This is a genomic window from Tenacibaculum amylolyticum (assembly GCF_964511145.1).
In the GTDB taxonomy this organism is placed as follows: Bacteria; Bacteroidota; Bacteroidia; order Flavobacteriales; family Flavobacteriaceae; genus Polaribacter; species Polaribacter amylolyticum.
Genome location: NZ_CAZEFZ010000003.1, coordinates 17,559 through 31,279 on the forward strand (window position 1 = coordinate 17,559; position 13,721 = coordinate 31,279).

Consider the following 13,721-nt stretch of genomic DNA (forward strand, 5'->3'; position numbering starts at 1 on the left):
AAATTATCTTTTAAAACCAGCAGTGTTACCATAAATAGCAGTGCAAATAACTCCTTCAAAAGGACCACCAAATGGACCTATTTGATACTCTGAGTCTACACGAATAGCTTGTGGGTTATTTATATTAATCACTTCTATTTCTTGTTCTTGAAAATTATTGGATCTTCCAGTAGCTATTACTGCTGTACCTGCTTCATTTAAAATTTGGACATTCATTTTGAATTGTATTTAATAATTAATTTCTTACTCATAAGGCTTTTCAAATTTTATCTTACTTTGTAATAGTTTGTATATTCTGTAATTACTGGTTAAGAAATTACTTTTGTACAATTTTTAGAAATACAAAGAATACTATGATATATGATAAGCTTGATTAAGAATTTGAAGTTAGAATTAGATATTTTAGCCTCTAAATGATAGCGTGTGCTAATTCTGGGTTTGACTTATTATTGGCATTTTTAACTTCAACTTGAGTAACCTTAAAAGGTTTACCTTCATAAAAATTTGCGTAAAGTGCTTTTGATTCAAGATCTTGACTACTAGATAGCATTTTTCCTGTCTCAGTTTGATTTACAACCATTCTAAGACTATTGTTTATGTATTTCCATGCACAAATCGATGAAAGATCTACACTAATCCATGGTTCAACAACTTGAACTCTTGAGCTAGTATATTTTACATCCATATATCCTTTTTTAGTATCAGCAACTCTGTAATAATGGGTGTCAGGTAAATCATGATAATTTTCTAACTCAAATACAACAGCTTGTTCTTTTGTGCCATTACTGTAGAAGATGTCATTTTTTAATTGTACATAGCCAAAGTCTTTTCCATTTTGCTCTAGTTTTAAAATTACTCTTTTTTCCATTTTAATAAAAAATTTAATGATTGGTTACCTACTCATAAGGCTTTTCGGGGGAACGCCTCGTTTTTTATAGTAGTCTCTGAACTCTACTTGTCTTAGTTTTTAGAAAACTTATGTAGCGCTAGTAATTGTTTTCTGGTATGAAATTACTTTAAAACCAAATAGATAATTAACAATGTGTAGTGAACGAGTAATTTTATATAGTAAGCGATTAATTTTTCGTAGTAAATGAATACGGCGAGTTATAATTCTATTTTAAAGAAAGAATCTGATGAGTTAAAAATGAGTTTTACGAGTATGGGAAGCAAGCAAATTATTTTAAAATTGAAAAACTTTTGATAAGATCTTTGTATTTATCACTAAAAAGAATAAGATGATCGTTTTTTAGGAGTAATGAATTTTTAGAAAGCGTAATTTCTTCTATCATTTCAGTATTTACAATATATTTTCTGTGTACTTGTTGAAATGCTTCAAGAGGTAAGTATTGATTAATTTTACTAAGTGCTATTTGAATTACAAATTTTTCTTGCTCTGTTATAATGTTACAATATCTATTTTCAACTTCAATATAAATAACACTGGAAAGACTTACTTTCTTTAAAACATTTTTCTTTTTTATAAATAAATATTCACGTGCAATTACAGTATCTTCTTCTTTACTAGCGAAAACATTTAGCTGACCATAAAATTTTTCAATGGCCATTTCAATAGCATAAAGAAGTTCTAGTTCGTTAAATGGTTTTAATAGATATCTAAAAGGGTTGGTTAGCTTAGCACGTTCAAAGATTTCACGATCTTTAGAAGAGGTTAAAAAAAGAAAAGGTTTTAACGCATTAGGAACTGTAGATATAGTTTCAGCAAATGTAATTCCTTCGGGATTTTCTCCTAAGAAAATGTCTATAATAACTAAATCTATATTGTATTGATAATATTTTGTAAGTGCATCTTTATAATTAGAAGCAACAGCTATTACATTGTAGTTATATTCCTCTAGCATTGCAACTAATTCTTCTAGAAACTCTATGTTATCTTCAATAATAAGGATATTTAAATGTTCCATTTATATTATGCTTTAGAAAAACCGATAATTATTTTAGTTCCTTTATTTATTTCGCTTTCAATATTAAAAAAGGCATTGTTTTTAGTAGTTAATGTTTTACAAAGTTGTATACCTAAACCTGTACCAATTTCTTGTTGATTTTTCTTTTTGTTTAGCAGAGGAGAAGGAGATAAAAGTTGTTTAACCATTTCTTCTGTCATACCAATACCATTATCAACTATACAAAAGTTAATCAAATCATTTTCGTTATTAGTTTCAGATTTACAAATTATAGTTCCATTTTCAGAAGAAAATTTAATTGCATTATCAAGTAGGTTACGTATGATGATTTTTAGAGAATCTAGATCAGCTTTTATAAAAGTAGGTTGTTCTACTTCAATGATAAAGTTAATGTTTTTGTCTTCAAATAACGGGCGATAATTAAATTCAATTTGTTTAAGAATACTACTTAATTCTAGAGATTCTATATTAAAATAAGTATTGTTTGTTTGTAATGTAGCCCAGTTTAATAAGTTTTCAAGTAGATTATATGTTGTTGTAGCAATAAGTGCGTTTTTGTTTGCAATTGTACTCAATGAATTATAATTTTCATTTTCAATATTCCGAATAAGTTTATAATTACTTCTCTGCATTAAATTTACAGAGGATCTTAAATCATGACTCACAATTGAAAAAAGCTTATCCTTTGTTTTGTTTAAAAGACTTAATTGCTCTTTTTGTGAAGTAATAATTTTAGTGGTTTTATTTTTTCGAATTAAGAAGTAAATAACAGTAACGGCTAGTAGTAAAAATAGAATAGAAGAAGCTATAAAACCATTTCGTTGAAAAGATTTTACTTTGTTCTCTAATTTCAAAATATCAATTTCATTTTCCTTTCGTTCTTCGAGAATTTTCTTTTCTAATTTAGCAGTATTGTATATTTTCTCTTGATCGTAAACTAATTTTCTCCATTTTTCAGATTCTTTTCTGTATGCAAGTGCTTTGCTGAAATTTTTCCGATTTTCTTCAACAACAGCCATGTTTGTAGAAGTTAGTCTTTTGATTTCATTATCAGAAGTTTTTTTTGAAATTTCATAAGCTTTCATAAAATAAGCAATAGCTATACTGTCTTTGTATTGCTCATAGTACAAATTAGCAATATTAGAGTATGCATTAGCTAATTCTTTGTTGTTTTCTTTTTTTTCTGCTAATTTTAAATAAGTAGATAAATATTCATTGGCTTTATCATAGTTTTTTAAATGTAAGTAACACACACCAAGATCATTTAAAAAAGAAATATCTTCAATATCATCTATAGAAGTTATTCCTCGATCTTCAATGTTTTTGAGATAAACAAGCGCTTCTTTAAATTGACTCTTTTCTAGTGAAATACTACTTAATGCGTATAAAACTTTATTGTAAAATAGAAAATCACTCGGAATTTTTTTAAATACTGTTTGAGCCTCACTGTACAGGTTTTTCAGCATAAAACTGTGAGCTCTCATGTAGTTAAAAAATGAAAGTTCTGATTTTGAGTTTTCGGTATCAGTTACCTTTGAAGTAGCAACAATTACAGAATCCCATTTTTGTTGTAGAAAGAAATCACTTGTCTTTTTAAGAAGTTCATTTTTATCGTAATAATCATTTTGGATTTTTTCAAAGAAATGAGAATGATATTTTATGTTTTTCTTTTGAGGAAGTATACTAATAGAAAATAATATTAAAATGAATGTTAACGCTTTTTTAAAGTACATAAAGGTTATGGCAATTTCGGAAGTTTGATATCGAATTATACCTAAAAAGTGTAATTCATTTTAAGTAATACATTCTTTATAAAATAAGAATCCGTGTTATAATTTAAAAAAGAGTAATTACCCACCATTACTTCCTTTTACCACAGTTTCTGTCCCTCTAGAAGTCTCAGGATCAATATCCCATATAAAGCTTTGTGCTACTTTTATGCATCTCAATTCAATATTATCAGGAAAACCAACAGTAGATGTAGTTGTAAACTCAGTTGTATAAGCAATGTATTCACCATCAGTAGATTCTCCCTTAATAGCTTTACAAACTCCTTCGCTATTCGTATGAAGAAAGAATTGAAGTTTATAATGACCATAATTACTTATCGTAAAAAGCTGGTTGACTACTAAATGATGTTCTTCCAAAGGAAAAGATGAATTTACAAAAAATAAGATACAAACTTTAATACTGTCGTTATCCTCATTGTATTCGACTTCTAAAAGGGAAGGAAGTGGTTTTTTATACTGATTTTTAAAAGTAAATCCACCTGTTTTTTGTATTGGTACTTCCATTGGGTTACCATTAGCGGCTAGCAGTGTATTTCCAGGAGGAAAAATAATACCTTCGTAACAAGGATCAGTAGGTGTAGTAGATAGTTCCATAAGTCGGGGGTTTAGTTTTCTTAAATGTACAAATAATTTGAATAGCATGAAAATGGCCAGAGACCTTTAATGAAGTTGAAAAAGAATGTTATTAAATATAATTGTTGATTTTCAAGTATTTAAAACGTGTTGTTTGTTGAAAATGAAATTAAAACGAATTAATTATGAAGGAAGCGTGATTTTTTAATAGTTTTTTTGAAAAATAAATTATTTTTTGAATAAATTTTAAATAATATTTGGTTTTGTTATTAGAAAACTACATATTTGTCTAATAATTTAAAATTTAAAACGTTACGCCTATATATAAAACTACTTTTTAATATTTAGTAATAATCCCTTATCGAAGAGTAATCTGTTGCTCTTCATAAAAAGTAGAGTTATGTATAAAAACTTATATGATGATAGCGTTTTAGTACGAGAGTATATAAATGGAAAGGAAGTGGCTCTCGAATTTCTAGTTAAAAAACACCAACAAAGAATTTTCAGTTTTATTTATAGTAAAGTACAAGATAGAGACGTTGCTGAAGACGTTTTTCAAGATACTTTTATTAAAGTAATTAAAACATTGAAAAAAGGATCCTACAACGAAGAAGGAAAGTTTTTGCCATGGGTAATGCGAATAGCTCATAATTTGGTTATAGACCATTTTAGAAAGAATAACCGTATGCCAATGTTTAATAACTCTGATGATTTTGATATTTTTTCAATATTAAGCGACGATGCGTTAAATGCAGAAAAGAGAATCATTAAAGAACAAATTTTATCGGATGTTCGTTGTTTGATTGAAGAGTTACCAGAAGAACAAAAAGAAGTTCTTAAAATGAGAATGTACATGGATATGAGCTTTAATGAAATCTCTGAAAGTACAGGAGTAAGCATTAATACAGCATTAGGTAGAATGCGTTATGCTTTAATTAACTTGAGAAAAGTAATTGAGAAAAACAAAATTATTTTAATTAGTTGATAATAAATTGTGAATTTGTGCGTTAACAAGGTAACAATTTATTAATAAACCTTATTATATGGCAGAAATTTACTCTAGTAAACCATCCGATTATAGGATGAACCCAAAAGATAAAACAATTCAATTTATATTGAATTTTTCGAAGACTTTCAGAGCAGTAAGAACCAAGTCCAATGTTCTCATTGAATTGAATTTGAATTAAGAGTAGAAAAGCTTCAGCCTTACCACTGAGGCTTTTTTATTATTTTTTCTTCTTTAAATATTCGTCTATTACTGTCTTTCTTCCAATAGTACTTGTAATAATATCATTTTCTAATTTCCAACCTCTTGCTGGAGAATACTCTCTTCCGTAATAAATAATTTGTAAATGCAGTTTATTCCATAATTCTCTTGGAAATAAACGCTTAGCATCTTTTTCTGTTTGAGCTACACTTTTACCATTTGATAAATTCCAACGAAACATTAATCTATGAATATGAGTATCTACAGGAAAAGCAGGAACATTAAAAGCTTGAGACATTACAACACTAGCTGTTTTATGACCTACTGCTGGTAATGCTTCTAAATCTTCAAAGTTTTGTGGAACTTCTCCATTATGTTGCTCAATTAATATTTTAGATAAACCATAGATTCCTTTAGATTTCATTGGAGACAATCCTACAGGTTTAATAATCTCTCTAATTTCATCTACTGTTAATTTAACCATGTCATAAGGATTATCAGCTTCTTTAAAAAGTAAAGGAGTAATCTTATTTACGCGCTCATCTGTACTTTGTGCAGACATTAAAACAGCGATTAAAAGTGTGTAAGGATCAGTATGATCTAATGGAATTGGTGTCTCTGGATATAATTGTTCTAAAGTATCAATTACGAATTGAACTTTTTCGGCTTTGTTCATTTTTCAGTATTTTTACATAACAAAAATACCGAATTATGACTACACTAAAAATAGGAGATAAAGCACCCAATTTTGAAGCAAAGGATCAAGCAGGAAATACAATAAAACTTTCAGATTATGCGGGTAAAAAACTCGTGTTGTTTTTTTATCCAAAAGCAAGTACTCCAGGTTGTACAGCAGAGGCTTGTGATTTAAGAGATAATTACCAAACATTCCTGTCGAAAGGATATGAAATTTTAGGTGTAAGTGCAGATAGCGCCAAGCGTCAGCAAAATTTTATAAATAAAAATGAATTACCATTTCCTCTATTAGCAGATGAAGATAAAGCAGTGATCAATGCTTTTGGAGTGTGGGGACCAAAGAAGTTTATGGGACGTGAATATGATGGAATTCATAGAACTACTTTTGTAATTGATGAAAATGGAGTCTTAGAAGATGTGATAACAAAAGTGAAAACAAAAGAACATGCAAATCAAATTTTAGCTTAAAAAGAAATTTTTGCATATAAAATAATAAACAGCAATTAGAACTTAAAAACTTCTAATTGCTGTTTGTTTTTTATAAAATACTGCTCTTAAAAAGTATTTTAAACTAAGATTTAAATTACTGCCCAAAACCATCATGACTACAATCATATTGGCATCGAGATGCGCCTGCGCCTAAATGAGAAAGACATTCGCTATTTGCTAAAGAAGAAGCGTTAGACCCCGCAGGGTAAAAGTTTGAAAAAACACTAACATCGCCAAATGCACCTGTAACCCAAATAATGCAATTTATTTCCTCAGGAGCAAGTGATGGACCTAATGATGCTTTAGTATTTAATAATTCAGCTTTTGAAAGAACTGATACACCGTTTAATTTTAATAAGTCTTTTAGCATAATATTAATTTTTAAATTTTGATATTAATATTAAGAATAGTTTCTATGGAAAAATTGTAAAAAACAGAACTAATTGTCTATTAGTGTTTTATAGATAAGCTAATTGAAAAAACAGTGAAAATCCTGTGGTTTTTTATTTGGTAAAAGAGTAAATTTCTATACATCAACCACATAGGGAAATCTATAACTTCATGAAACAACATTATTTAATAGCAATAATATTGGTATTTGTAATGAATATGAATGTCTTTGGTCAAGTGAATAAATTACCTGATCGAGTAACAAATACGCACTATACTTTAAGTGATTATTATGAAAGCTCTCTAACGAATAGAACTCAACTTTCTAAAGATTCTATTAAAAGAGCAACTAAGTATTTGAAACAATTCTATGATTCTGTAACTGAATACTATCGATATTTTAAAACAAAGAAAAAGGTATTAAAAGGAGTACGAGTGTATGCCGATAACGATGCATTTACTTTTTTTGATAATAGAGATCATGAATATACAGGAGGAATGAGAATTGAGTTTATTACAGATTACGTAGGCTTAAAATTATTGTCATTTAGAAGAGAACATCGTTTTTTAACTTATCAAGCTGTATTTTTTGGTTTTGAATTATATACACCAGATGTTTTAGATGTAAGAAATGTTGGAGATTTAAATCCTAATGATAGACCTTTTGCTTCTTTTCAATATATAGGAAGATCCAGAAACATATTAAAGTATGATGGTTCGTATCGATCTACAGGAGAGTTAAAATTTGGTGTAATAGGAGGAGAAGTAAGTAGAAACTTTCAACGAATTATCCATAGAGATATTACAGATTCGCCTAATAATAACGGATGGGATTTTCAAATAGCAAATGGAGGTAGATTAGCTATTCAATACGACAATAGTCATGAGTGGCAATTCAAAATGCAAAAGAAAAATATTTATTTTCATTATGGATTTCAATATGGTGTAGGATGGGCCAAAAATTATGTAGGACCAATGTTTACCATAACAAATAAAAGCTTTTTCGAGAGAAACCCTCATAATGCAATTAATAGCACAAATAGATATTTTGGTTCTCAAAAATGGTGGGATCAGGTAAAGCAAACAGCATTTTTTGCAATTCAATTAAAACCTGAATTTGTTTTTTATAACTCTATGTTACAAGGCTACCCAACAACCAATGAAGATTTTGTTTTTGATGGAAATACTAGAGTAACTATTCCAGTAATTAAAGATATTTATCCAGTAGTGGGAAAGTTTAGTTTGAGTGTAGGCTTTAGAAACTATAATTCCAATTTATTATTTGAGTATTATTTCCAAACTCCAGAATACGATTACTCATTTAAAAACAAATTCTTGCATAAGTATGCAAGAATTTCGTTTACTATGAATATTTAAAGTTGTTCGTTTTTTAGTTCTCGTTGTAATTGTCTACTTGTTTTAGAACTTCCGTCATGACTCCATCCAGGAGGCATAAAGACATATTTTAAACGAGTACCTAGTGGTAAATGTTTTTTTCGAGAGAAGAAATCTTTAAAAATCTCTTTCCATTCATGAAATATAATATTTATAGGTCCTTTGTCTTCTATATTTTTAGTTAAACCAAATTTCAATTTTTCATATTCTTCTTCATCTTCTTCTGCCTGAAAAGTACCAAATATACGATCCCAGATAATTAAAAACATTCCCATGTTCTTATCTAAATACTTCACATTAGAAGCATGATGAACTCTATGGTGAGATGGTGTTACGAAAATATATTCCCATACGTTTAATAAGAATCCAACAAAACCTTTCTTCGTATTCTTTTTAATGAAATTAGTATGACATAATGTTCCGTAGTTTTGATTCATTGCATAAGCAAACATTATATGTAAAGGTTGAATTCCTACTAATATTAATGGAATTAAAAACATAAAACGATAGAATGGTTGAAACACAGGAGAACGGAATCCTGTAGAAATATTATAATACTCTGAATTATGATGAGTAACATGTACTGCCCAGAAAAACCTTGAATGATGATCTACGTAATGGTGTATATAATATAAGAAGTCCTGACCAACAAATGCAATAAACCAATATAAGAAACCAGTATGTTCCCAGTTTATAAATCGATATTCGTAAAAGAAGTCCATTACTATAAATGAAACTCCGTACATTAAACCGTCTAATAAAACATTAGTTAAAGCAAAATATACATTGGTAGATACATCTTTAAATTCATAATTTTTAGCTTTTCTTTTGTAGCTAAAATACATCTCCATACCAATGGCCAAAGCACAAATAGGGATAAACCATTTATAGGCATTTTGATGAGTGAAAATATCCATACTATAAATTTTTTAGGGGTACAAAGATACTAGATTTTTAAATTTTATTAGATGATTATTGTCAGTTTAACCGTTCAACAATCCAGTCTTTAAAACTATAAAAATTTTGAGGAGCTACACCATGTCCTACAGGGTATTCTGAATACTCGTTTACTAACTGTAAATTAGAAAGTGTTTCTGGAGCTTTTCTTGCCCAAGTAACAGGAATTACTTGATCTACAGAACCATGAGAGATATAATAATCTGTTGTAATTTCCTTAGAAATTTCCGAAGGGAATAGCTCTTCATTTAAATAACCACTTAAAGCAACAACATGTTGTACTTTATTCGGTTTTTGTAAACTTAAAGCATAACTTAAGATAGCTCCTTGGCTAAAGCCTAGAAGAAATACTTGTTTTGGTATATATTTCTCTTTTAATTCGTCAATAAAATCTGAGATTTTATTAATAGAAAGTTGTGCTTGTTGTAAATCAGAAAACTTCTCGTTTGCATCTGTAAAATTGATTGCATACCAAGCATAACCGCCATATCCCATATCATAAGGAGCTCTAGCGCTTACAATTAGCAATTCATCTGGAAGTTCTTGTGCAAAAGAAAATAAATCTTCTTCATTACTACCATATCCATGTAATAAAACTAAAAGGTTAGGATTTTCAACGGCAATTTTTGGGGATCTAATTATATGAAATAAACTCATTTATTTTTTATGTTATAAACTTTTAAACCAGTCTTGAAAATAATCGCCAAAGATAGGGACTTTTTTCTCCTCTCCATTTAAAGCTCCAATAAAACCAATAAACCAAAGTACCGCTAAAAAAGCAAAGACCCCAAATGAAACAAATCGACCTAAAATGCTAGCAATAACCCAACTATTTATAAACGATAGAATACTTAATCCTACCATTTGTCGTATATGAAAGCTGGCGAATGAATTTTTTGCTGAATTGTTTAAAATTAAAGCAATAATAGTGCCTATGAATGTTATATAGCTAATAATAGCATGTGTTTTTCCTTCTTTTGCTGTTAAGTTTTCCATAAGATTAAATTATTTTAAAACGAGTTGCTCATTGGCATAAATACCATAAACTTCTCCTTTAAGTTTGTGTCCTATAAATATACTATTTTTTGAAGTGGATACTATATTTTCTTCAGAAAACTCAAACTCTCCTTTAGGATTAAATAATGTAAGATTAGCTACTTGGTCTTTATTTATACTATTTTCAGAAATTCCAAAAATACGTTTTGGTTGTGTACTCATGCAATTTACAATCGTTTCTAGATCAAATATTGTATGTAATGCAGTAAAAGCACTTTCCATTCCCACGGTACCATCTTTAGCTATTGAAAACTCTACTTTCTTATCTTCAATATCAATTGGATTATGATCAGAAGTGATAATATCTATGGTTCCATCTTTTACACCAGCAATTAAAGCATCTACATCTTTTCGAGTACGTAAAGGAGGATTGACCTTAACATTTGCATCAAAGCCATGTAATAAATCATCTGTTAATGTTAAATTATGAACAGCAACGCTGCAAGTAACTTGTAACCCTTTTTCTTTAGCTTCTCGAATTAGTTGTGCAGATTTTTCAGTAGAAATTGTAGGAATATGTAATTTACCACCTGTGTATTCTAATAAAAATAAATCTCTAGCAACTTGAATTTCTTCAGCAAGATTTGGAATACCTTTTAATCCTAATATTGTAGCATTAACACCTTCATTGGCAACTCCTTCACCAGCAATTTTCTTGTTTTTAGGAAAGCTCATTACCAAGCCATCGAAATTTTGAGCATATAACAAGGCTATTTTTAACAAATTGTCATTTTCAATAGGTTTGTTGTAATCGCCAAAAGCAATGGCGCCAGATTGTTGCATGTCAAACAATTCAGCCATTTCTACACCTTTACTTTTTTGAGTAAGTGCTCCAATAGGATAAACATTTACAGGACTGTTTGTAGCTTTATTAATTAAAAACTCAACTAGCGATTTGTTGTCTATTATTGGAGTCGTATTTGGATTGATTGCAATTTGTGTAAATCCGCTTTTAGCGGCTACTTGTAATCCATGTTGAATAGTTTCTCGTTCTTCATAACCTGGTTCTCCTAAAGATACACTAGTATCAAACCAACCTGTAGAAACATGCAAATTTTCTAAATCAACAACAGTATATTCATCATTAACCGTAATGGAATCACTAATTTCAGAAATAGTACCGTTTGTAATTAAAATGTCTTTTGTTTGATTGTGGAATGGGCTCTGTGGATCTATTATGGTCGCCGATTTTAAAAGCGTAGTCATACTTTAAAGTATTTTAAAATCAAAATTTCTAACAGCAAAGATACAATGGCTAAAGCTAAAAACCATTTCCAAAGCCAATGAACTTTCGTTTTATCATTTATTTTTTTTACAGTTTCTCTTACTGAATTAGATGCTTTTATATTTTCATTGCTTTTTGATAGCTCTTGAGCACTCATAAATTCTAATAAACTTTCATTCTTAGGAAAATTAAAAGCAATAGTAACTAATGGAGTTTCTTCTTTCTTAACAGTATAAAAACCTGCATTATCTGGAAGTTCTTTCGTATGCAAACTTACCTTATTCTGAAATGTTTGTTGCAGAGGAATAAATGAAGAATTATTACCTGTTATCGTAAGAATATCATCTTTGTCTAATTGCGTATTAACTTCAATTGTATTTGATTGATCAATGAAATAATATAACTGAGAAAGTTGTAAACTTTGTTGACCAATATTGTAAAACACAGGAACTATTAAAGGAGAATTTGTAAAGTTACCAGCAGTTTTGTTTAATGGAGAGGCAAACCAGTATAGTTTTGAATTTGGTAATTGTACTTGAGTTATAAAACGCTGATTATTTTCAAAACCTATAATTTTACTAGCATTTGAAAAGTTGCTAGTAAAGGATGTATTTACATAAGGATATTGAAAATTACGTACTTTCTTATCAAAAACATCTTTTAATAGTGGATGATTAAAATTGATAGACGTAATTTTTAGAGAGTCCTTTTTTTGTGCTTCAATTTTACCAGCAGAGAGGTTTGTAAGAAAAGTATTGTATGATGGTATATCAGACTCTTTATTTGGAATAATAATTAAATGACCACCGTTTTTTGTGAAACTAACTAAACTAGTAATTAAACTTTGAGGGATTCTTTCGAGCTCATTTAGAATAATAAGCTGTTGTTGATCTATAATATTATAATTTGTCTTTTGAAGTTCAGAACTAGTGAAGTTGAATTCATTTTCAGTATAAATTCTTGAGAGAAAATCGTTATTAGCTCCAATGGCCAATACATTAATTTTTTCGTCAGAGTTTAATGAAAAATAAAAGGTATTATCAAAGCTATATGTATCGTTATAAGTTATTTGTATACGTCCTAAAAAAGGATTTGTTTTTTCTATAGTAAATGTGTTATTCTTTGTAGAATTCTCATCAATAGAAATAGTTTGTTTACTAATTAGTTTATCGCCATTATAAATTGCAATAGGAACATTTTCTTTAGCAGTACCTTGGTTTTTTACAACAACATTAATCATTAGAGCATTTGTTGCATTTTGATTAACAAATACACTATCTACAGACAGATTGTTCTTCTTTTCAGGAGTTAACTGTACTAATGACAAAGGAATTTTTTTACTAGCGAAATCTTTTGAGTCTAAATTCTGAAAATCAGATATAATAACATTTTCAGTTGTGTTTTTTAGATTGGCAATTTTTAAAAAGACTTCATTAGGAGCTATGTTTTTAGAAGTGTTTTTTACTTTTTTTAAAGCCGTTTTTAGTTCATTAACGGTAATATTACTATAAAAGTTATTGTTTGTGAGTAAAGAATAAGTACCATCAGTACTATTTTCTATAAGTTCTTGCGCTGCAGTTTTTAATAAATTACCAGAATTTCCTTTTGTATTTGTACTTAGTGAATTATCTAGATACAAAAAGGTATGTTGCTTTTCCTGAGTTGTAGTATTGCTAAAGTAAGGCTGTGCAAATGCAAAAATAATTGCTGCAAATAATAATAGGCGAGTACTTAAAATCAACCATTTTTTTAATTGAGAACTCTTTCGGTTTTTAATCACCAACTTTTGTAAGAAAGCAACATTTGTAAAAGGCACTTTTTTAAACTTACGAAGCTGAAATAAGTGTACAAGAATAGGAATGATTAATAACGACAAGAAGTATAAAAACTCTGGATGTTTAAATTGCATATACGGGTTAATTATGATGTAAAAATAGAGAAATAGATTAATAAAATTTTGTTAAGAAGAGATACAAGTTGTAAGCAAACCCTTAAATTTGTTACTTTATCAAAAAATA

General features: G+C 28.8%; 15 protein-coding genes. 3 read left to right on the forward strand and 12 right to left on the reverse strand.

Translation table 11 applies throughout. The features are described 5' to 3' along the window. Window positions 1–3: 3 nt before the first annotated feature. The 5 genes from ACKTTC_RS00820 to ACKTTC_RS00840 all read right to left on the reverse strand — a co-directional run bounded on the left by ACKTTC_RS00820 (window position 4) and on the right by ACKTTC_RS00840 (window position 4,309). Window positions 4–216, reverse strand: a complete 213-nt coding sequence (locus ACKTTC_RS00820) for a hypothetical protein (RefSeq protein ID WP_408037384.1) — start codon at window positions 214–216, stop codon at window positions 4–6. Between the two features lie 193 nt (window positions 217–409). Then, entirely contained in the window at window positions 410–868 is a 459-nt protein-coding gene (locus ACKTTC_RS00825) for a hypothetical protein (protein WP_408037386.1), read from the reverse strand. Between the two features lie 310 nt (window positions 869–1,178). Next, window positions 1,179–1,925, reverse strand: coding sequence for a LytR/AlgR family response regulator transcription factor (locus ACKTTC_RS00830; protein ID WP_408037388.1), 747 nt, complete (start codon window positions 1,923–1,925; stop codon window positions 1,179–1,181). 5 nt (window positions 1,926–1,930) lie between these two features. Beyond that, window positions 1,931–3,658, reverse strand: coding sequence for an ATP-binding protein (locus ACKTTC_RS00835; protein ID WP_408037390.1), 1,728 nt, complete (start codon window positions 3,656–3,658; stop codon window positions 1,931–1,933). 117 nt (window positions 3,659–3,775) lie between these two features. Further along, complete coding sequence (locus ACKTTC_RS00840; protein WP_408037392.1) at window positions 3,776–4,309, reverse strand: hypothetical protein; 534 nt, start codon at window positions 4,307–4,309, stop codon at window positions 3,776–3,778. Window positions 4,310–4,688: 379 nt separating this feature from the next. Between ACKTTC_RS00840 and ACKTTC_RS00845 the strand changes: the two genes are divergently transcribed. Continuing rightward, on the forward strand, window positions 4,689–5,273 hold the full coding sequence (locus tag ACKTTC_RS00845; RefSeq protein ID WP_408037394.1) for an RNA polymerase sigma factor: 585 nt from the start codon (window positions 4,689–4,691) through the stop codon (window positions 5,271–5,273). 241 nt (window positions 5,274–5,514) lie between these two features. Here the strand turns inward: ACKTTC_RS00845 and ACKTTC_RS00850 are convergent, their stop codons facing one another. Further along, complete coding sequence (locus ACKTTC_RS00850) at window positions 5,515–6,171, reverse strand: endonuclease III domain-containing protein (RefSeq protein ID WP_408037396.1); 657 nt, start codon at window positions 6,169–6,171, stop codon at window positions 5,515–5,517. 35 nt (window positions 6,172–6,206) lie between these two features. On the opposite strand from ACKTTC_RS00850, the gene bcp reads away from it, so the two are divergent. Further along, on the forward strand, window positions 6,207–6,659 hold the full coding sequence (gene bcp, locus ACKTTC_RS00855; RefSeq protein ID WP_408037398.1) for a thioredoxin-dependent thiol peroxidase: 453 nt from the start codon (window positions 6,207–6,209) through the stop codon (window positions 6,657–6,659). Window positions 6,660–6,774: 115 nt separating this feature from the next. Here the strand turns inward: bcp and ACKTTC_RS00860 are convergent, their stop codons facing one another. Further along, on the reverse strand, window positions 6,775–7,050 hold the full coding sequence (locus tag ACKTTC_RS00860) for a hypothetical protein (protein WP_408037400.1): 276 nt from the start codon (window positions 7,048–7,050) through the stop codon (window positions 6,775–6,777). Window positions 7,051–7,241: 191 nt separating this feature from the next. On the opposite strand from ACKTTC_RS00860, the gene ACKTTC_RS00865 reads away from it, so the two are divergent. Then, entirely contained in the window at window positions 7,242–8,447 is a 1,206-nt protein-coding gene (locus ACKTTC_RS00865) for a lipid A-modifier LpxR family protein (protein ID WP_408037401.1), read from the forward strand. Here ACKTTC_RS00865 and ACKTTC_RS00870 read toward each other — a convergent pair. The 5 genes from ACKTTC_RS00870 to ACKTTC_RS00890 form a co-directional block, all read right to left on the reverse strand. Beyond that, window positions 8,444–9,382 (reverse strand): sterol desaturase family protein, encoded by a 939-nt coding sequence (locus tag ACKTTC_RS00870; protein ID WP_408037402.1) that lies wholly within the window; start codon window positions 9,380–9,382, stop codon window positions 8,444–8,446. The genes ACKTTC_RS00865 and ACKTTC_RS00870 overlap by 4 nt on opposite strands. A 61-nt stretch (window positions 9,383–9,443) precedes the next feature. Next, window positions 9,444–10,079 carry an alpha/beta hydrolase gene (locus ACKTTC_RS00875; protein WP_408037403.1) on the reverse strand — a complete coding sequence of 212 codons (636 nt, stop codon included), beginning with the start codon at window positions 10,077–10,079 and terminating at the stop codon, window positions 9,444–9,446. 12 nt (window positions 10,080–10,091) lie between these two features. After that, a complete protein-coding gene (locus ACKTTC_RS00880; RefSeq protein ID WP_408037405.1) occupies window positions 10,092–10,418 on the reverse strand; it encodes a DUF4870 domain-containing protein in 327 nt (108 codons plus the stop codon). A gap of 9 nt (window positions 10,419–10,427) precedes the next feature. Further along, complete coding sequence (locus tag ACKTTC_RS00885; protein WP_408037406.1) at window positions 10,428–11,684, reverse strand: dihydroorotase; 1,257 nt, start codon at window positions 11,682–11,684, stop codon at window positions 10,428–10,430. Beyond that, on the reverse strand, window positions 11,681–13,612 hold the full coding sequence (locus ACKTTC_RS00890) for a BatA domain-containing protein (RefSeq protein ID WP_408037408.1): 1,932 nt from the start codon (window positions 13,610–13,612) through the stop codon (window positions 11,681–11,683). Before ACKTTC_RS00890 ends, ACKTTC_RS00885 begins: the two co-directional genes overlap by 4 nt. Between the last annotated feature and the right edge of the window lie 109 nt (window positions 13,613–13,721).

Excerpts from the sequence above, each read along its gene's own strand:
- ACKTTC_RS00845 (WP_408037394.1), top strand. The coding sequence starts at position 4,689 with ATGTATAAAAACTTATATGATGATAGCGTTTTAGTACGAGAGTATATA.
- ACKTTC_RS00840 (WP_408037392.1), bottom strand. The coding sequence starts at position 4,309 with ATGGAACTATCTACTACACCTACTGATCCTTGTTACGAAGGTATTATT.
- ACKTTC_RS00830 (WP_408037388.1), bottom strand. The coding sequence starts at position 1,925 with ATGGAACATTTAAATATCCTTATTATTGAAGATAACATAGAGTTTCTA.
- ACKTTC_RS00865 (WP_408037401.1), top strand. The coding sequence starts at position 7,242 with ATGAAACAACATTATTTAATAGCAATAATATTGGTATTTGTAATGAAT.
- ACKTTC_RS00875 (WP_408037403.1), bottom strand. The coding sequence starts at position 10,079 with ATGAGTTTATTTCATATAATTAGATCCCCAAAAATTGCCGTTGAAAAT.
- ACKTTC_RS00880 (WP_408037405.1), bottom strand. The coding sequence starts at position 10,418 with ATGGAAAACTTAACAGCAAAAGAAGGAAAAACACATGCTATTATTAGC.
- ACKTTC_RS00890 (WP_408037408.1), bottom strand. The coding sequence starts at position 13,612 with ATGCAATTTAAACATCCAGAGTTTTTATACTTCTTGTCGTTATTAATC.
- ACKTTC_RS00885 (WP_408037406.1), bottom strand. The coding sequence starts at position 11,684 with ATGACTACGCTTTTAAAATCGGCGACCATAATAGATCCACAGAGCCCA.
- ACKTTC_RS00870 (WP_408037402.1), bottom strand. The coding sequence starts at position 9,382 with ATGGATATTTTCACTCATCAAAATGCCTATAAATGGTTTATCCCTATT.
- ACKTTC_RS00825 (WP_408037386.1), bottom strand. The coding sequence starts at position 868 with ATGGAAAAAAGAGTAATTTTAAAACTAGAGCAAAATGGAAAAGACTTT.
- ACKTTC_RS00835 (WP_408037390.1), bottom strand. The coding sequence starts at position 3,658 with ATGTACTTTAAAAAAGCGTTAACATTCATTTTAATATTATTTTCTATT.
- ACKTTC_RS00820 (WP_408037384.1), bottom strand. The coding sequence starts at position 216 with ATGAATGTCCAAATTTTAAATGAAGCAGGTACAGCAGTAATAGCTACT.
- bcp (WP_408037398.1), top strand. The coding sequence starts at position 6,207 with ATGACTACACTAAAAATAGGAGATAAAGCACCCAATTTTGAAGCAAAG.
- ACKTTC_RS00850 (WP_408037396.1), bottom strand. The coding sequence starts at position 6,171 with ATGAACAAAGCCGAAAAAGTTCAATTCGTAATTGATACTTTAGAACAA.
- ACKTTC_RS00860 (WP_408037400.1), bottom strand. The coding sequence starts at position 7,050 with ATGCTAAAAGACTTATTAAAATTAAACGGTGTATCAGTTCTTTCAAAA.